The organism is Nguyenibacter sp. L1, assembly GCF_035199985.1.
GTDB classification, from domain to species: domain Bacteria; phylum Pseudomonadota; class Alphaproteobacteria; order Acetobacterales; family Acetobacteraceae; genus Gluconacetobacter; species Gluconacetobacter vanlangensis.
In genome coordinates, this window is record NZ_CP127015.1 from 2671520 (window position 1) to 2690721 (window position 19202).

Here is a 19202-nt window from a genome sequence, read left to right on the forward strand (position 1 = left end):
GTCCGGTCGTTTCGCTCCCGCGCCGGCCGATTCCGCATTGACAGGCTCCCGGCCACGGGCCAAAGAAATGTATATACAAGCTTGCGCAAGGTGATGCCATGACGCGTCCGACCGTCTCCCGCCTTTCGAACAGCCGCGTCGTCCGTGCGCCCCGCGGCACGCAACTTTCCGCCAAATCCTGGCAGGCCGAGGCGGCGATGCGGATGCTGATGAACAATCTCGATCCCGACGTGGCCGAAAAACCGTCCGAGCTGGTCGTCTATGGCGGCATCGGGCGCGCCGCCCGCGACTGGGACTGTTACGACCGCATCGTCGAAAGCCTGAAGACGCTGGAAGCCGACCAGACGCTGCTGGTCCAGTCCGGCAAGCCGGTGGGCGTCTTCCGCACGCACGAAGACGCGCCCCGCGTCCTGATCGCCAATTCCAACCTGGTGCCGCACTGGGCGACATGGGACACGTTCAACGAACTCGATCGGGCCGGGCTCATGATGTACGGCCAGATGACGGCCGGATCGTGGATCTATATCGGCAGCCAGGGCATCGTGCAGGGCACGTACGAGACGTTCGTCGAAATGGCGCGCCAGTCCTATGGCGGCGACCTGGCCGGGCGCTGGATCCTGACGGGCGGCCTGGGCGGGATGAGCGGCGCGCAGCCCCTGGCCGCCGTGATGGCCGGCGCGTCCATGCTGGCCGTCGAATGCGCGCCCTCGCGCATCGAGAAACGCCTGCAGACCGGCTATCTCGATCGGCGGGCGGACAGTCTCGACGCGGCGCTGGACATCATCGCGGCGGCGTGCCGGGACAGAAAGCCGGTTTCCGTCGGCCTGCTCGGCAACGCGGCCGACATCTTCCCCGAACTCGTCCGGCGCGGCATCCGCCCGGACGCGGTGACCGACCAGACCTCGGCGCACGATCCGCTCAACGGCTATCTGCCGGCGGGCTGGACGCTGGACCAGGCCGAAAGGATGCGGATCGCCGATCCGGCCGCCGTCGAGCAGGCGGCGAAGGCGTCGATGCGCCGGCAGGTCGAGGCCATGGTCGCCTTCCACCGCATGGGGGTGCCGACCTTCGATTACGGCAACAATATCCGCCAGATGGCGTCCGAGGCAGGATATGCGGACGCCTTCGCGTTCCCCGGTTTCGTGCCGGCCTATATCCGCCCGCTATTCTGCCGTGGCGTGGGTCCGTTCCGCTGGGCGGCGCTGTCCGGCGAGGCAGAGGACATCTACCGCACCGACCAGAAAGTGAAGGAATTGCTGCCCGACGACAGGCACCTGCATGCCTGGCTGGACATGGCGCGGCAGAAGATCCGCTTCCAGGGCCTGCCCGCGCGGATCTGCTGGGTCGGGCTGGGCGATCGTCACAGGCTGGGCCTGGCATTCAACGACATGGTGGCGAAGGGCGAATTGAAGGCGCCGATCGTCATCGGGCGCGATCATCTCGATTCCGGCTCGGTCGCCAGCCCGAACCGCGAGACCGAAAGCATGCGCGACGGGTCCGATGCCGTCTCCGACTGGCCGCTGCTGAACGCGCTGCTCAATACGGCCTCCGGCGCGACCTGGGTGTCCCTGCATCATGGCGGCGGCGTGGGCATGGGCTTTTCGCAACATGCGGGCATGGTCGTCGTCGCCGACGGCACGGCCGAGGCGGCGCGGCGCCTCGAACGCGTGCTGTGGAACGATCCCGCCACGGGCGTGATGCGCCACGCCGACGCCGGCTACGACACGGCAATGGCCTGCGCCCGGGCCAACGGGCTCGATCTGCCGATGGTCACCAGGGCGACGGTCATCAGAGATTGATAAGCAGGGGATAAGGAACACGATGACGGATCTGCATGTCCTGCGCTCCGGCGGTCTCGACCTGGCCGTGCTGCGGCGCTTCGTGGCCGGCGGGCTGCGCGTCGCGCTGGGCGAGGACACGATCGCCGCGCTGGCCGAGGCGGCGGAATCCGTCGCGCGCATCGTCGCCGCCGGCCACGCGGTCTACGGGGTCAATACCGGCTTCGGCAAGCTGGCCCGGACCCGCATCCCCGACGACCGGCTGCGCGACCTGCAGCGCAACCTGGTACTCAGCCACGCCGCCGGCATCGGCGCGCCGATGTCCGAACGGGTGGTGCGGCTGATCATGCTGCTGAAGGCGAACGGCCTCGCCCGGGGCTTCTCCGGCGTGCGGCCCGTCGTGGTGCGGCTGCTGGTCGACATGCTGGATCGCGGCGTCATCCCGGTGATCCCGGAAAAGGGATCGGTCGGCGCGTCGGGGGACCTGGCGCCGCTCGCGCACATGTCGGCCGTGCTGATCGGCGAGGGCGAGGCCGTCTTCGGCGGCCGGCGAATGGCCGGCGGGGCGGCGCTGCGGGCGGCGGGACTGTCGCCGGTCGTCCTGGGGCCGAAGGAAGGGCTGGCGCTGCTCAACGGCACCCAGGCCTCGACGGCGCTGGCCCTGGTCGCGCTGCTGGACGCCGAACGGATCTTCCAGGCGGCCCTGGTCGCCGGCGCCCTGTCGCTGGACGCCGCCCGCGGCACGGACGCGCCGTTCGATCCGCGGCTGCACGCGCTGCGGGGGCAGCAGGGGCAGATCGAATGCGCCGCCGTCTATCGCGCGCTGATGGCGGGGTCCCAGATCCGCGCCTCGCACCGCGTGGATGATGAGCGCGTGCAGGACCCGTACTGCCTGCGCTGCCAGCCGCAGGTGATGGGCGCGGCGCTGGACAGCCTCCGCCACGCCGCGCGGGTGCTGCTGATCGAGGCCAATGCCGTGTCGGACAATCCGATTCATTTTCCGGGCAGCGACGAAATGGTGTCCGGCGGCAATTTCCATGCCGAACCCGTCGCGATCGCCGCCGACCTGATGGCCATCGCGATCGCCGAGATCGGGGCGATCGCCGAGCGGCGCATCGCGCTGCTGGTCGATGCGGGGATGAGCGGCCTGCCCGCCTTCCTGGTGCGTGAAAGCGGGCTGAATTCCGGCTTCATGATCGCCCAGGTCACGGCGGCGGCCCTGGCCTCCGAAAACAAGACGCTGGCCCATCCCGCCAGCGTGGACAGCCTGCCGACCTCCGCCAACCAGGAAGACCACGTTTCGATGGCCACCTTCGCGGCGCGGCGCGTGGGCGACATCAACGACAACGTGAAGACGATCATCGCCATCGAATATCTCGCCGCCGTGCAGGGGCTCGATTTCCTCGCCCCCCTGGCCTCGTCCGCGCCGCTGGCGGCCGCGGCCGCGACCCTGCGCGACGCGGTGCCGTTCTTCGCGCAGGACCGGCTGTTCACGCCCGATATCGAAACGGCACGCCGGCTGATCGCGTCCGGCGCCATGACGGACGCGGCGGCCAGGACCACGGCGCTGCCGGAATTCGGCACCGCATGACCGTCGATGACGGGCTGTTCGCCACCTGCCGCGCCTGTTCGCCGACTATATCGACGGCGGGCGCGCATGGCGAACGCACGCTGCGGCGCAACCGCCAGGCGTTCGAACGCCACGCGGTGACGCCCCGGGGGCTGCAGGACGTCTCGCGCGTCGATCTCGCGACGCGATGCTTCGGGCGGGACTGGCGGATGCCGGTCATGCTGGCACCGGTCGGCTTCGCGGGCATGTTCCACGCTGAAGGGGAATCGGCGCCGCGCGGGCGGCAACGCGGTGTGGCATCGGCATGGGCCTCTCGACCTTCTCGATCGCGCCGATGGAAAGCGTGGCGGCGGTGGCCGCGGATGCGATGGCGCAGATCTACGTGTTCCGCGATCGCGGGCTGACGCGCGACATGCTGGCCCGCCCGGCCGCCTGCGGCATGCAGGGCATCGTCGTGACGATCGACACGGCCATCACCCCGGTGCGCGAGCGGGACCGGCGCAACGGCTTCCGGCACCTGGCGTGCCCGACGGCCGGCCAGATGGCCGGCCTGTTGCGCCACCCGCTCTGGCTGGCCGGCATGGCGCGCCGCGGCATGCCGGCGATCGGCAATCTCGCCGCCGACACCACGCAGCGCGGCGTGATGGCACAGGCGAAGCAGATGGCGTCCCTGATCGATCCGACGCTGGACGGCGACGGCCTGGCCTGGCCTGGCCTGGCCTGGCTAGGCTAGGCTAGGCTGCGCAGGGAATGGGGCGGGCGGCTGATCGTCAAGGGCGTCATGCACCCCGACGAGGCACGGCGCTGCGCCGAGGCCGGCGCCGCCGGCATCGCCGTCTCCAACGATCGCCGACACGGAGGCAGGGCATCTGGACACGGGGTGGACATCGTGCTGGACAGCGGCATCCGGCACGGCGGCGACGTCGTGATCGCGCTGGCCCAGGGCGCCACGGCGGTCTCCATCGGCCGGCCCTGGGCCTGGGCGCTGGCGGCAGGCGGGGCGGCGGGCATCGCCGATGCGCTGGAACTCCTGGCCCAGGAAATCCGGGACGTCATGGCCCTGGCCGGACTCCCCCGACATCGCGGCCCTCCGCCGCGCCGGCCGACAGATCCTCTGGACACCGTGAAACGCCCGCGCCGGCGACGCGCGTGTTTCGATGCCGCAATGCGTCCCGCGTCGGCGAATCGCTCTCGGCCGCCAGCTGGAACACCAGGCGCCTATGGAGAATCCCCGAATATCGTCGTGAGCGACAAAATATCTTTGAATCCATGTTCGTTTCTACAGTAATTAACAGGCCTTTCCATCATTATTTTATAATAATGTATGTATTATGAAGAAAATATAGTATTTTATTTGATATAAATATCAAAATTTTTAATCCTCCCATAGGCATTAAAAATTTTTTATGCCATATGGAGAGACACTTAATTCGCCCCGTAACGCAACCGCTTTACAAGAAGCTCGCGGTGTGTATGGATAAACATATCAATAAAATTTAGAATTTCGCGTAAAGATCTAATTTAAAAAACTTTTACACAAATTCTACGATATTAGGGCCTGTATGCAGCAGCGTTCTACAAATAATTCGTCCTGCGATGTAAGCCAGGTTGCCTCTCCGTCGATTTACGCTCTGGTGGAGCTTCTTCGTTTTCATGGTATCGCGGCCGATGCTGCTCAGATTGTACATGCATGGGGAATCGAACCATCCGCGGCCACCGCTTTGCGTGTGCTGCGGCGTGCGGGCCTTAAAGCACGGGCAGTCCGCTTGCCGTTAAACCGCTTCACTCGGGCTCCGATGCCAGCCTTGGCGATTCGCACGGACGGGACTTTGCAGCTGCTAGGTCGCGTAGGTGATGACCAGGTGTTGTATCTCGATGGCCACACGCAACGTCCAGCAATTGAAGGGATCGATGTATTTCAAGATGGTTGGTCAGGTGTTGCGATCCTCGCGACACGCAAGTCTACCGAGACACTTGCGGGAGTGCATTTCGATTTTCGTTGGTTTCTCAAGGTTGTAAGGAAATATCGTCGCGTCTTCGGTGAAGTGCTGATCGCATCCCTATTTCTTCAAATTTTCGCACTGATGACGCCTTTGGCTTTCCAGATCCTGATCGATAAAGTTCTGGTTAATCGTGGCATGAGTACGTTGGACGTTGTCACGATGGCCTTAACGGTGATTGCCCTGTTCGAGGCGTTGTTGGGCGGACTGCGCAGCTACGTCTTTACTCATACAACCAACCGCATCGATGTGGAGCTGGGCGCCCGGCTGTTTCAGCATTTACTTGCCTTGCCGTTCTCCTACTTCCAGGCACGCCGGGTGGGCGATTCGGTAGCCCGGATACGTGAGCTGGAAAACATCCGTCAATTTTTGACTGGTTCCGCGTTGACGCTTGTCATGGATCTTCTGTTCACCGTGGTCTTCGTAGGAATAATGGCAACCTATTCGTTGAAGTTGACCGCGGTTGTGCTGTTGTCTATTCCGATTTACGTCTTGGTCAGCATGATCGCGACGCCCGTTTTCCGCACGCGTCTTGAGGAACGTTTTAAACGCGGCGCGGAGAATCAGGCCTTTCTGGTTGAGGCCGTGGCTGGAATCGAGACAGTCAAGGCGATGGCGGTAGAACCGCAGATGCAGCGACGCTGGGAGGAGCAGCTCGCGGATTACGTCCGGACGAGCCATTCCGTATCCAATGTCGGCAACGTTGCGACTCAGATCATACAAGGAACCAGCAAGCTGGTGACAGCGGCTACGTTGTGGGTCGGAGCGCACGAGGTCATTGATGGCGGCATGACCGTTGGAGGGCTAGTGGCGTTCAATATGCTATCTGGACGTGTCAGCCAACCCATCGTGCGCCTGGCGCAAATGTATCAGGATTTCCACCAAACCCGCATTTCCGTAGAACGACTGGGTGATATTCTTAATACGCCGATAGAGCGTGGCTCCGGAGCGAACGGTAGGCCGCCCGGCCTTTCTGGACATGTCCGTTTTGAACGTGTAAAATTCCGCCATCAAGTCGATGGTCCTCTCGTGCTTGATGAGATCTCTTTGGACGTGTCTGCGGGAGAGATCATTGGAATTGTCGGGCCGTCCGGGTCCGGAAAAAGCACGCTGACAAAATTGTTGCAGCGCCTTTACGTGCCGGAGGGCGGCCGTATTCTTATCGATGGTATGGACCTGATTTTGGCCGATGCGGCTTGGCTGCGGCGGCGGATCGGGGTCGTTCTGCAAGAAAATGTTCTGTTCAACATGACGGTACGCGAGAATATTGCTCTTGCCGAACCGGGCATGGCGATGGAGCGCATTGTGCGGGCAGCAACGCTTGCCGGCGCGCACGACTTCATTCTTGGCCTGGCGGAAGGATACGATACGCAGGTCGGAGAACGCGGGTCGTTGCTGTCAGGCGGTCAGCGTCAGCGCATCGCCATTGCCCGCGCACTTGTCGGCAATCCGCCGATCCTGATTTTTGACGAGGCCACAAGTGCGCTCGATTATGAGAGCGAACGCATCGTTCAACACAATTTGCGCACGATCTGCAAAGGACGGACCGTGTTCATCGTCGCACACCGCCTGAGCACCGTGCGGCACGCGGATCGGATCATTGTCCTCAAGGATGGCCGGCTTGTCGAACAAGGATCGCATGACGAATTTTTAAGGCACGAAGGTCACTATGCGGCCCTCCATGCCTTACAAGGAGGGCCGCATGTCGCGAGATAGTGTAGTACGCATGGAACCGCCGACAGGCTCTCCTGGACGGAGTGATAAAGCCATGGCTGCCTTGTTGCCTTTCCTTGCACGACGTCCGCGGCACGAACTCGAATTTTTGCCGGCTGCATTGGAAATTATCGACACACCTGCACCGCCGGCACCTCGTGCCATTGCCATGGCGATTTGTGCCTTCTGCTGCGTTGCGATCATCTGGTCAATCTTTGGTCGCATTGATATTGTGGCAAACGCGTCCGGAACGGTCATTCCGTTCGGAAAGGTCAAGCTCGTGCAGGCCGTCACGACTGCCAATATCCAGCAGATCTTGGTGGCGGATGGAGATCATGTCACCACGGGACAAGCGGTGTTACGGCTCGACGCGGTGTCGGCGATTGCGGCGCGCGACAAGCAGATGGTTGATTTTGCCGCGTCGCGATTGGCGGTGGCAGGGCTTCTTGCGTTACGTGATCAAATGGCATCTCCGGGATATACGCTACATTTTCATCCCCCGACTGGCGTCACCCCTGCACAAATCGAGCAGGAGTTTGCCTCGATCACGGCGCGTTCCAGCGAACAGGAAGCTAGGCTAGCGTCGTTGGCGCAGCAGATAGCGGAAAAACGCGTTCAATCTGTGGAAAATATCGGGGCTATTGATAAGCTTAAGGCTGAGTTGCCGCTTCTGGCAGGCGCCCGGGATATGTATGCGAAGCTTTATGCCGAGCGTCTGGCGACCCGCGTCAATCTTTTGTCAAGCGCGCAACGTTATTCCGATGCGGCCCATGATCTGGCCATCCAGATTGCCCACCGTGCCGAAACAGCAACGGAACTGGCGTCGCTGACTAAACAATATGCGGCGCAACAGGCGGACTATGTGCGTGGCGTGCTGCAGGATCTGACGGATGCCCAGCGGAAATTGAATGAGGACGAAGCCTCTTACCGTGCGGCTGCGCATGAGGCGAGCGAGACCGTACTCAGGGCACCCGTCACGGGAACGGTGCAGCAACTGGCGGCGCATGGCGATCATGAGGTCGTGACCCCCGGTGAAAAGTTGATGGTCATTGTGCCGGACGACCAACACCTCGTGGTAGAGGCAATGATTGCGAACCGCGACATTGGTTTCGTGCAAGTTGGACAGCAAGTGCAGGTAAAGGTCGCGGCGTTCAAATTTACGCAGTATGGCTTGGTTCCAGGACGGCTGGTATCGGTCAGTCGTGATGCAGTGGATGATACGGCGAAAGATTCCGTGGATGGCTTCTTCGGGCGAACTGGCACATCTGCAGCAAGCGCGCGGAGCGGCAATGAGCCCGATTTCGACGGCGGCGAGGGCAGCGGCTATGTCGCGCATATCGAACTGGATCGCCCCACTCTTTTTGTCGAAGGTCGCCTAGCACCCCTTCGGCCGGGTATGGCTGTCACGGCCGAAATCCTCACGGGACGCCGGCGCATCATCAGCTACCTTTTATCCCCGCTTAGCCGCGCTGTTCAAGATGCTGGAAGAGAAAGATGAGCGAGGGGGGGGCGCAGGATCGCTTCGCGGCCGCATAGCAACGGCATCTCTCGGGGGCGGCATCTTGGATCTGTTGCAAATGGGGAAGAGCGAGCCATGACAGAAGCGGGGTCGCACGAGATTTCACCGGTTACTCTTCATTTTGCCGGACAACTTACGATTGATACGCTTAGCTAAGGGATTGCGTTGTCTCCGGACAGGGACTTTTAGTGCCGCCTATTTGGATGCGAATAACAATGTGATCATCGCGCCAGTTCTCGGTATGGCGTGGGAGAAAGGTAATTGTTAAATTAGATAAGATACGATGCTTCTGGTTGAAGCTTCGATATTCTTGAAGGATTTCTTGCCAACGTCTCCGGTCTTGTAAATTTGATCCAATTTAGAATGAGGGATTGCGGGTGGTGAGAAGGCTTTCTATCGACTAGTATATTCGATGATGATCGCAGATAAACGAGGAATAAGTCGATGGAAAACATTGAGAAATCGGATTTGATTGCTAATATTAAGGCGATTGCAGATCACGGGGACATGGCGGATCTTGAATTCATTGCAAAAATCCTGCATATTACATTTTCCAATCATTTTGAATACAAGACTTCCATGCGCAGCGGGGCTGGCGAAGGGTTCCATGCTGAAAGGTGTAGCGGGCAGCCAACTGACATGGGTCTCTACCCGTTACAGGCTACGTCTATACGGGTCTACGGAAAGACTCCGTCCACCCCGCTGCAACGAGCCTCCCTCTCAATTGTGATAAAATCTGATTACTTCTCATTAACCCCACAGGAAGTAACAACGATCCTAAACGTATCGCCAGGGGCTGAGCATGTCGGAATGGTAAACCCGATTAACTCTGTAAAATGGGATCTTGGAGAAATGTTTCCGGATCACGATTTTGTTTTAAAAAGTTCTTATCGGAGAGAGAACAATTTTATATCAAATATGATTTTTGTTCAAAAATATATTTCTTATGAACGAGTGTTAAAATTTCGATTAGAAACCTTGACTTAAATGCACGGCATTCTAAACTAACCAGTTAATGATGCAGTGGGAATTCTTGGCCGCCTAGCCCAATTTAGAATGGGGAATTGCGGGTAGTGAGTGCCCTTTTGGAAATTCGATATGACGGGTTTTCGAGAGGTGCGAGGCGTGATTCAAGCTAGAATGTGGACGCCAGAGCAGCGAGGGCGGATGGCTGGGATCACGCGCAAGACGAAACGCTATCCGTCTGACCTGACCGATAAGGAATGGGATCGTATATTGCCGCTGATGCCGCCTGCGCACCAGCTTGGCCGGAAGCGGACAACGGATTTCCGTGAGATCATCAATGCGCTGCGTTATCTTGTTCGTTCAGGCTGCGGGTGGGAGATGCTGCCGGTTCATTTTGGTCCATGGCAGACGGTTTACTGGTGGTTCCGCAGGCTGATGCGCCGTTTTCTGTTTCAGACCATCCATGACGTTGAAGTTATGCTCGACCGGGAGCAGGCAGGTCGCGAGGCCAATCCCTCAGGCAGTGCCATCGACAGCCAAAGCATCAAGGCGCCCCATGCGGAAGTCTGGGGTTATGACGCAGGCAAGAAGATTATCGGTCGCAAGCGTCACACCTCAGTTGATACGGATGGCCGGCTGCTTCTGGTCAAGCTCACTTCTGCCGATATTTCATTTCAGACAGTGCAGGCGGCCAGAGTCAGGTTGACCATCAGGAGGCGCCCGTCCGTATCGACGGCGATATGCCGCTTGCGCCCGACGACTTTTTTGCCGGCATCGTAACCCCTTGTCCTCGCATGAGGCGCCTTGATGCTCTGGCTGTCGATCACCGCCGCTGTCGGACTGGCCTCGCGGCCTGCCTGCTCCCTGTCGAGCATCAGTTCAACGTCATGGATGGTCTGGAACAGGAACCGTCGCGCCAACTCACGAAACCAGCCATAGACCGTGCGCCAGTGCCCGAAGTGGATCGGCAGCATCCGCCAACCGCAGCCTGAACGAACGAGATAGCGCACCGCATTGATCACCTCACGGAATTCGACCTCTCGTGGGCGGCCACGACGCCCAGGACTTGGCATCAACGGCGCGATCCGCTCCCATTCCTCGTCCGTCATGTCAGACGGGTAGCGTTTCGTCTTGCGGGTGATCCTGGCCATCCGGCCCCTCTGCTCTGGCGTCCACATCCAGAGCTTGAATCACATCAGACCGATTTTCCAAACAGGCTCTGAGAAGGCTTTCTATCGACTAGTGTACTCGCTAAACTGGTTCTATGCATTGCGATAATGATCACAAATAGATTAGGAATAAGTCGGTGAAAAATGTTGACAAGTCGGATTTGATTGCTGGGATTAAGGCGATCGCAGATCATAGGGACATGGCGGATCTTGAATTCATTGCGGAAGCATTAAATGTTACATTCTCAGATCCAATAGAATCTACGGCTACCATGCGCCGTGGAGCCGAGAAGCTATATTGCGAAAGGTTCATCGGTAAAGCAATAGAAGCGAAGCGTTATCCGATATATGTTAGATATAGTCGAATCTATGGTAAAATTAAAACGACTCCACTCAAACAAGCATCTCTTGTAATTTCCCCGGACTCTTCGGTTTTTTCTCTAACTGCACAGGATTTGATCGATTCTCTAAACGCCCCTACCGGAGAAATAAGTGTTGGTATGGTAAATCCTATAGATACTATCGAGTGGAAATTTAATCCCCTCTCGCATGCTTATGAATTTTATTTACATTGTTCATATTTACGAAATACAAATTTGGTAACAACTCTATTCTTTACTCAAGATTTTCTATAAAATTGTAGGTAATAGAAATGTCTATTAGTGATTTCGACTTAAACGCGCTGCTTTCTGGTCTAAGTGGATTCGATAATGAAACATTATTGGAGATATATACAATCTTACAATTCAGTCCTACGTTGATGGATGAGCTGGGGAAGTTCGCAGATATTAATGGAATCTTTCAATCTTCCGCGCCCGGAGTATTCTATCAAGCAAACAACGGAAAATACGTTATAAACATTAATCCAAACCAATTTTCACTTGAAATAGAATCCCTTCCGCCGGATGTAACTGATGCAAGTCCGCGAACACTTAGCCTTGCTGAACAGGTGGTCGGGGCGCTGGCGCATGAGTTGGGACATTTCTCTGATCTGCAAGAGCTTCAGACGATCCCGACAAATTTTGACCTCAATAACCCACTCGACGGACAATTATTTGTCGCACTTGGTTTGAATTCAGAGGGCAAGGCATTATATAATGAAATTATAGCACAAAATGAAATTTATCAACAAAGCAATGGACTGTATCTTACTGGCGTGCTTCTTCCTGGGTACAACCTGGATCAAGTTCAACAGATTGTCGACACGGCATTGGCTGCGTCAACGGAAGCCAATGCGCTGCCCGCCTTGGTGAGTATATATAAGAATCTTACACCATCAATGAATCTTGATGGGAACAACGGGACACAAACATATCTGGAAAAATTTCAGAGCACATGGGCGACGGGTCTGAGCGGGACACCGGGGGCCACTCTCAGTTCACCTGTTCCGGCTGGGTTAAATTTGGAATCGATTGAACTTTCTACTATTACCTCTGATGCATTGGGCAATGTTAGCGGTTATGTTCTTTCCGCAATAAACGCAAGCACGGGACAAACTGTAAACATACAAATCACGTTTGGGAGTCAAAATTCATCTGGGATTGCCTATCAGACCGGTATCGTAACGTATCCTGATGGAAGCACACAGAATTTTCTGCAAGCCTATCAAAATGGCGGTGACATAAGTTCAGGAAATTATGCGTATATTGATTTGTATGGAAATAACAATAAAATATCTGACGATTTAGCGAATGTGCAAGTGCTAACGGTAATCGGTGCCGGAAATTCTGTCAACGAAGCATCCAGCAGGGTATTACAGGTCGGCATCTCGAACGGTACCATCACCGAAAACAACGCCGATGTGCTGACGGTCACAGGTGGTGGGAACACGATCTACACCGGTCCGGACGAGGCGCTGGAGGTCAGCGGCACCAACGGCAGCTACGACAACATCCATGGCGGTAACGATGCTGCCGGGGCGACGACGGCGAACGGACAGAATGCCGGCATCGTCCTCGATGCCAATACCCAGGCGACCGTGTCCGGCAGCGGCGACACGATCACCGAGAATGCCGGCGACTCGCTCGTGGTCACAGGCGGTGGGAACACGATCTACACCGGTCCGGACGAGGCGCTGGAGGTCAGCGGCACCAACGGCAGCTACGACAACATCCATGGCGGTAACGATGCCGCCGGGGCGACGACGGCGAACGGACAGAATGCCGGCATCATCCTCGATGCCAATACCCAGGCGACCGTGTCCGGCAGCGGCGACACGATCACCGAGAATGCCGGCGACTCGCTCGTGGTCACAGGCGGTGGGAACACGATCTACACCGGTCCGGACGAGGCGCTGGAGGTCAACGGCACCAACGGCAGCTACGACAACATCCATGGCGGTGACGATGCCGCCGGGGCGACGACGGCGAACGGACAGAATGCCGGCATCATCCTCGATGCCAATACCCAGGCGACCGTGTCCGGCAGCGGCGACACGATCACCGAGAATGCCGGCGACTCGCTCGTGGTCACAGGCGGTGGGAACACGATCTACACCGGTCCGGACGAGGCGCTGGAGGTCAACGGCACCAACGGCAGCTACGACAACATCCATGGCGGTGACGATGCCGCCGGGGCGACGACGGCGAACGGACAGAATGCCGGCATCATCCTCGATGCCAATACCCAGGCGACCGTGTCCGGCAGCGGCGACACGATCACCGAGAATGCCGGCGACTCGCTCGTGGTCACAGGCGGTGGGAACACGATCTACACCGGTCCGGACGAGGCGCTGGAGGTCAACGGCACCAACGGCAGCTACGACAACATCCATGGCGGTGACGATGCCGCCGGGGCGACGACGGCGAACGGACAGAATGCCGGCATCATCCTCGATGCCAATACCCAGGCGACCGTGGCCGGCGGCGGCGACACGATCACCGAGAATGCCGGCGACTCGCTCGTGGTCACAGGCGGTGGGAACACGATCTACACCGGTCCGGACGAGGCGCTGGAGGTCAACGGCACCAACGGCAGCTACGACAACATCCATGGCGGTGACGATGCCGCCGGGGCGACGACGGCGAACGGACAGAATGCCGGCATCATCCTCGATGCCAATACCCAGGCGACCGTGGCCGGCGGCGGCGACACGATCACCGAGAATGCCGGCGACTCGCTCGTGGTCACAGGCGGTGGGAACACGATCTACACCGGTCCGGACGAGGCGCTGGAGGTCAACGGCACCAACGGCAGCTACGACAACATCCATGGCGGTGACGATGCCGCCGGGGCGACGACGGCGAACGGACAGAATGCCGGCATCATCCTCGATGCCAATACCCAGGCGACCGTGGCCGGCGGCGGCGACACGATCACCGAGAATGCCGGCGACTCGCTCGTGGTCACAGGCGGTGGGAACACGATCTACACCGGTCCGGACGAGGCGCTGGAGGTCAACGGCACCAACGGCAGCTACGACAACATCCATGGCGGTAACGATGCCGCCGGGGCGACGACGGCGAACGGGCAGAATGCCGGCATCGTCCTCGATGCCAATACCCAGGCGACCGTGTCCGGCGGCGGCGACACGATCACCGAGAATGCCGGCGACTCGCTCGTGGTCACAGGCGGTGGGAACACGATCTACACCGGTCCGGACGAGGCGCTGGAAGTCAACGGCACCAACGGCAGCTACGACAACATCCATGGCGGTGACGATGCCGCCGGGGCGACGACGGCGAACGGACAGAATGCCGGCATCGTCCTCGATGCCAATACCCAGGCGACCGTGTCCGGCAGCGGCGACACGATCACCGAGAATGCCGGCGACTCGCTCGTGGTCACAGGCGGTGGGAACACGATCTACACCGGTCCGGACGAGGCGCTGGAGGTCAACGGCACCAACGGCAGCTACGACAACATCCATGGCGGTGACGATGCCGCCGGGGCGACGACGGCGAACGGACAGAATGCCGGCATCATCCTCGATGCCAATACCCAGGCGACCGTGGCCGGCGGCGGCGACACGATCACCGAGAATGCCGGCGACTCGCTCGTGGTCACAGGCGGTGGGAACACGATCTACACCGGTCCGGACGAGGCGCTGGAGGTCAACGGCACCAACGGCAGCTACGACAACATCCATGGCGGTAACGATGCCGCCGGGGCGACGACGGCGAACGGGCAGAATGCCGGCATCGTCCTCGATGCCAATACCCAGGCGACCGTGTCCGGCGGCGGCGACACGATCACCGAGAATGCCGGCGACTCGCTCGTGGTCACAGGCGGTGGGAACACGATCTACACCGGTCCGGACGAGGCGCTGGAGGTCAACGGCACCAACGGCAGCTACGACAACATCCATGGCGGTGACGATGCCGCCGGGGCGACGACGGCGAACGGACAGAATGCCGGCATCATCCTCGATGCCAATACCCAGGCGACCGTGTCCGGCAGCGGCGACACGATCACGGGTGGTGCGGGGGATTCACTGATCATCAATGGTGTCAACGACACAGCCAACATCTCAAGCGGAACGGTGAATCTCAACGAGAACAACGAGGTCGTCACCATTATTGGCAGTAACGACACGTTGGGAGCGGCCTGGACTGGCGATACGGTCGGCTTCACGGGAACAAACGACACAGCTAACATCTCAAGCGGAACGGTGAATCTCAACGAGAACAACGAGAATGCCACCATTATTGGCAATAACGACACGTTGGGAACGGCCTGGACTGGCGATACGGTCGGCTTCACGGGAACAAACGACACAGCTAACATCTCAAGCGGAACGGTGAATCTCAATGAAGACAATGAGAACGTCACTGTCATTGGCGACTATGACACAGTCACCGGGAGCACAGACGCTTTTCTGACCGTTGAAGGCGCCAACGATACGATAACCAATGGCAATGGCGGAAAGCTTACCTTGGAGAGTGCCAGCAACGATAGCTTTACGCCGGGTAGTAACGCGACGATAGATATCGCGGCTGGGTCCAACAATAACCGATTCAATATGGAAGGTACGGGCGACGCCATCATTGATGACGGGTCGAACAATACGTTCAATGGGACGATTGCCGGTGCCAATGACGAGACATTCACCTTTGGTGACAATAGCAGCCATAATGTAGTTACCGGAAGTAACCTCGTCGTCCATCTTGGAAACAATTTAAGTCTGACCGTGACTGGCAGCCACGACATTTTCACGGGCGGCGACGGTGATACACTGAACATTATCGGATCGAATGACACGGTGGACACTAACCATGCCCACGTGACTTTTTCGGGCGGCTCGAATGACAAGATCGCTGGCGCAGGCGATGAACAAAACGGCGGTGTATACACTTATACGACTACGTACGTCACGACATATACTTATACGGTTTTTTATGGCCTGGATGCAGATATCACCAAGCCGATGAACGTCATCGGTCAATATGACCTGTCGCATGGGCTGTCCGCGAATGCCGCAGACCATGCCTGGAGTTTGAACGAACAGGCTATTGATGCGGGTACCGGTGAGCCTGGCGCCGTTGCGCCGTCATTGTTGGTCGGAGGCCTGGTTGATGATCGCCGCCCAGTAACGTGGAGCTTTGCCGAGACGCCTCCCCAGGGTGTGCCCCTGTATGGCGGAACCATCGAAGGGGCGTATCAGGCTGCGGTGGAACAGGCGCTCGACACATGGTCCAAAGCCGCTGGTATCGATTTCGAGCAGGTTGCGGACTCCGCCGCATCCGATATCCGTATCGGCTGGGGAAACCTTGATACGGCGGATACGGGTGTTGTTGGTGTCACGCTCCTAAAGACCGATGCCGGAGTCTTGCGCCCCGGTACCGTGATCGAGTTGGAAAATCCCCAACAAGATCCTTTGATGCAGGCAAGCGGCGAGACGTTTACCTACGCTGGGAGCCAGGTAGGCCTCCAGCAACTTGCCCTGCATGAGATCGGTCATGCGCTTGGCTTGGCCGAAAGCGCCGATCCGACCTCAATCATGTATCCGCTGCTGGGGTCTCATAATAAGACGCTCAGCGCCTCCGATATCGCCGATATCGCTTCGCTATATCCCACGGCGCGAGACGCGTCCGTAACGTCATCGATGATACAGGCTATGGCATCTTTCACCGGCACCTCAGCACCGATCGACACGTCAGTCTCCTCCCCTCAAAATAATGCAGAGCAACTGCTTAGCGTACCGGCACATACATCATGAGGCGCGCGCCGGTTGCAGCACCCGACCTGCGGGCTGGCAAACAGGTCTCGCCCAGTGAAGCGCCTGATTTTATCAAAAAATGCGAGCTCATTCTCGAAAAGGATCCTTCTCACCTCCAGGCGATGCAGGTGCTGGGAACGTTCTATGCCCAGCAGAAACGGTTCGACAGGGCGATTCCGCTCTTGCGGGCGGCGCAAAAGCGAGATCCCGATAACCCGGTAGGCCTTAATAATCTTGGAATGGCCCTGCAAACGACTGGTGAATGCCAGGAGGCAATCTCATGTTTCCGCAAAGCGGTCGAACTGCGGCCATCCTATGGAATGGCCTTGAATAATCTAGGGAATATCCTTGCCGAGCAAGGGAACCATGAAGCTGCAATCCAGTCTTATCAGACTGTACTTTCGATAACGCCGAATGACGCGGTTGCTCTCAACAATCTTGGCGCGGCTCTCCGGTCCACCGGACGAACCGAAGAGGCCGTTCTTAAATTCCAAGCCGCTCTGATATATATGCCAGAGTTTATACAGGCTCGGATGAGTTTGGCAATTTCGTTGAGAGAGCTTGAGCGTGTCGACGAGGCAATTGCCTGTTATAAAACAATAATATTGCAAGATAACACGAACTTCTCCGCCCATTTCGGCCTTGCGGAGTTGCTTCAGAAATCTGGGCAATATCATGCTGCGATTGGATATTTCAAGTCTGCCAGCGTGTTGAAGCCTGCCGAATCGATGCCGCTTTTCAAATTGGGGATTGTTTTACAAGAACTTGGACACATTGATGTGGCCATTGGTTACTTTCGTCGTGCTATAGATCTCACCCCCGATTGTTCACGGTATTATTTGTCTCTGGCTCAGGCTACTAAGTTGGCTGCGGATGACCCCTATTTCTTGTCCATGCAACGGCTGCTCAGGGATCGATCCTCGCTTGATGATGCTGATTGCACCGATCTGCACTTTGCCCTTGGCAAGGTCTACTCGGACCTTGGAGCGCATCAACTTTCATTCGACCACTTTCTCGAAGGCAATAAACTGCGTCGTCGTTCCCTTACATACGACGAAAAGCATGCGATTAACCGCGCGAAGAAGTTATGTGAGTTTGTATCAGCCGATACTGTCGCAACGCTTGCCAAAACGGGCCATTCCTCGTCACTTCCCATCTTTATCGTTGGGATGCCTCGTTCAGGTTCGACATTGGTCGAACAGATTCTGGCTAGCCATCCCGAAATATATGGAGCTGGCGAGATAAGCAGTCTCTCCGACACATTTCATTCCGCGGCATCAAGATTTGGGCGATGGCAATCACTAGTGCCAGTAGAGAATCTAACGATTTTGGAGCGAATATCTGTTTCTGAAGATTATTTGGATCGACTTCGTAAGCTGGTGCCAAATAGAATGCAATTTCAGAGACTGTCCAGAATTATCAACAAAACTCTAAGTAACTATCAACATGTAGCACTCATTCATATACTATTTCCCAATGCGCGGATTATTCATACCATCCGAGATCCAATCGACACATGCCTATCATGCTTCTCGACCTTCTTTCATTCTCAGGATTTTACCTTCGACCTCGGAGAATTAGGGAGACGCTACCGCAGTTACGGTGAACTAATGAAACATTGGCATGAGATCCTTCCACATGGCACAATTTATGATGTGCATTATGAGGATGTTGTCGAAGATCTTGAACAAAGTGCACGAGCATTGATTGCATATTGCGGTCTCGCCTGGGACGATGCTTGCCTGAATTTCCACAAATCAAACCGACCCGTCAGAACCGCAAGTGTACACCAAGTGAGAAAGCCAATCTATCGCAGTTCAGTCAAACGCTGGCGGCCGGATGACGAGATTTTGCGCCCGTTGCTCGATGGCCTAGGAATCTATTAATGTCGTGGAGTACATTTGGGCCTTGTTAAGGGCGCAGACCACAGCCTCGCTGGTTGAGAGATATCATCGTCAGGTAAAGAGGGCAACGCGCTTGCGCTATTTCACGAATCGCATCCTGGCATATAATTGCCCATATGGGATCAGACGGGTGTCTATCGATGGATAACGGTCTACTGCAGTTTGCCGTCGCCGATATCCCTATCGGCGAAATGGTCGAATCATCGGAGTGTGTCTGCATTTTGTCTGTTCAGTTCACAACGCTCGACATGAACGACGCGAGCTATCTCTCATGCTCGGCTTCTTGGTAGATGTCATTTTACGATGAAAAGTAGCGCCTGGCCGGACTCCCCGACATCACGGCCCTTCGCCGCGCCGGCCGGCAGGTCCTCTGGACACCGTGAAACGCCCGTGTTGTCGCCGCGAGTGTCTTAAGGCCGCGACGGC

Annotated in this window: 9 protein-coding genes and 3 pseudogenes; 11 read left to right on the plus strand and 1 reads right to left on the minus strand. The window is 57.8% G+C overall.

Annotated elements, in window-relative coordinates; genetic code table 11:
• The first annotated feature begins 98 nt into the window (after window positions 1-98).
• The 8 genes and pseudogenes from hutU to QN315_RS12095 all read left to right on the plus strand — a co-directional run.
• Window positions 99-1799: a urocanate hydratase gene (hutU, locus tag QN315_RS12060; RefSeq protein WP_323989513.1), complete on the plus strand. Its 1701-nt coding sequence runs from the start codon at window positions 99-101 to the stop codon at window positions 1797-1799.
• Between the two features lie 22 nt (window positions 1800-1821).
• On the plus strand, window positions 1822-3369 hold the full coding sequence (gene hutH, locus QN315_RS12065) for a histidine ammonia-lyase (RefSeq protein ID WP_323989515.1): 1548 nt from the start codon (window positions 1822-1824) through the stop codon (window positions 3367-3369).
• Window positions 3366-4081 (plus strand): annotated as a pseudogene (locus QN315_RS12070) (alpha-hydroxy acid oxidase). Before hutH ends, QN315_RS12070 begins: the two are co-directional and overlap by 4 nt.
• A gap of 48 nt (window positions 4082-4129) precedes the next feature.
• The gene (locus tag QN315_RS12075) at window positions 4130-4636 is read left to right on the plus strand and encodes an alpha-hydroxy-acid oxidizing protein (RefSeq protein WP_323989517.1); all 507 of its coding nucleotides are present in this window, start codon (window positions 4130-4132) and stop codon (window positions 4634-4636) included.
• Between the two features lie 274 nt (window positions 4637-4910).
• Window positions 4911-7064 carry a type I secretion system permease/ATPase gene (locus tag QN315_RS12080; protein WP_323989518.1) on the plus strand — a complete coding sequence of 718 codons (2154 nt, stop codon included), beginning with the start codon at window positions 4911-4913 and terminating at the stop codon, window positions 7062-7064.
• Window positions 7065-7116: 52 nt separating this feature from the next.
• Entirely contained in the window at window positions 7117-8559 is a 1443-nt protein-coding gene (locus tag QN315_RS12085) for an HlyD family type I secretion periplasmic adaptor subunit (protein ID WP_323989520.1), read from the plus strand.
• A gap of 465 nt (window positions 8560-9024) precedes the next feature.
• Complete coding sequence (locus QN315_RS12090) at window positions 9025-9567, plus strand: hypothetical protein (protein WP_323989522.1); 543 nt, start codon at window positions 9025-9027, stop codon at window positions 9565-9567.
• 153 nt (window positions 9568-9720) lie between these two features.
• A pseudogene (locus QN315_RS12095) lies at window positions 9721-10275 on the plus strand (IS5 family transposase); the annotation flags it as partial.
• Here the strand turns inward: QN315_RS12095 and QN315_RS12100 are convergent.
• Window positions 10236-10724: pseudogene (locus QN315_RS12100) on the minus strand (IS5 family transposase); the annotation flags it as partial. The pseudogenes QN315_RS12095 and QN315_RS12100 sit on opposite strands and share 40 nt — an antisense overlap.
• 128 nt (window positions 10725-10852) lie before the next feature.
• On the opposite strand from QN315_RS12100, the gene QN315_RS12105 reads away from it, so the two are divergent.
• The 3 genes from QN315_RS12105 (at window position 10853) to QN315_RS12115 (ending at window position 18758) form a co-directional block, all read left to right on the plus strand.
• Window positions 10853-11350: a hypothetical protein gene (locus QN315_RS12105; protein WP_323989524.1), complete on the plus strand. Its 498-nt coding sequence runs from the start codon at window positions 10853-10855 to the stop codon at window positions 11348-11350.
• Window positions 11351-11475: 125 nt separating this feature from the next.
• Window positions 11476-16872, plus strand: a complete 5397-nt coding sequence (locus tag QN315_RS12110; protein WP_323989525.1) for a matrixin family metalloprotease — start codon at window positions 11476-11478, stop codon at window positions 16870-16872.
• Window positions 16869-18758, plus strand: coding sequence for a sulfotransferase (locus tag QN315_RS12115; protein ID WP_323989526.1), 1890 nt, complete (start codon window positions 16869-16871; stop codon window positions 18756-18758). The genes QN315_RS12110 and QN315_RS12115 overlap by 4 nt, the downstream gene beginning before the upstream one ends.
• Window positions 18759-19202 lie beyond the last annotated feature (444 nt).

Excerpts from the sequence above, each read along its gene's own strand:
- hutU (WP_323989513.1), top strand. The coding sequence starts at position 99 with ATGACGCGTCCGACCGTCTCCCGCCTTTCGAACAGCCGCGTCGTCCGT.
- QN315_RS12090 (WP_323989522.1), top strand. The coding sequence starts at position 9,025 with ATGGAAAACATTGAGAAATCGGATTTGATTGCTAATATTAAGGCGATT.
- QN315_RS12080 (WP_323989518.1), top strand. The coding sequence starts at position 4,911 with ATGCAGCAGCGTTCTACAAATAATTCGTCCTGCGATGTAAGCCAGGTT.
- QN315_RS12110 (WP_323989525.1), top strand. The coding sequence starts at position 11,476 with ATGGATGAGCTGGGGAAGTTCGCAGATATTAATGGAATCTTTCAATCT.
- hutH (WP_323989515.1), top strand. The coding sequence starts at position 1,822 with ATGACGGATCTGCATGTCCTGCGCTCCGGCGGTCTCGACCTGGCCGTG.
- QN315_RS12085 (WP_323989520.1), top strand. The coding sequence starts at position 7,117 with ATGGCTGCCTTGTTGCCTTTCCTTGCACGACGTCCGCGGCACGAACTC.
- QN315_RS12115 (WP_323989526.1), top strand. The coding sequence starts at position 16,869 with ATGAGGCGCGCGCCGGTTGCAGCACCCGACCTGCGGGCTGGCAAACAG.
- QN315_RS12075 (WP_323989517.1), top strand. The coding sequence starts at position 4,130 with ATGCACCCCGACGAGGCACGGCGCTGCGCCGAGGCCGGCGCCGCCGGC.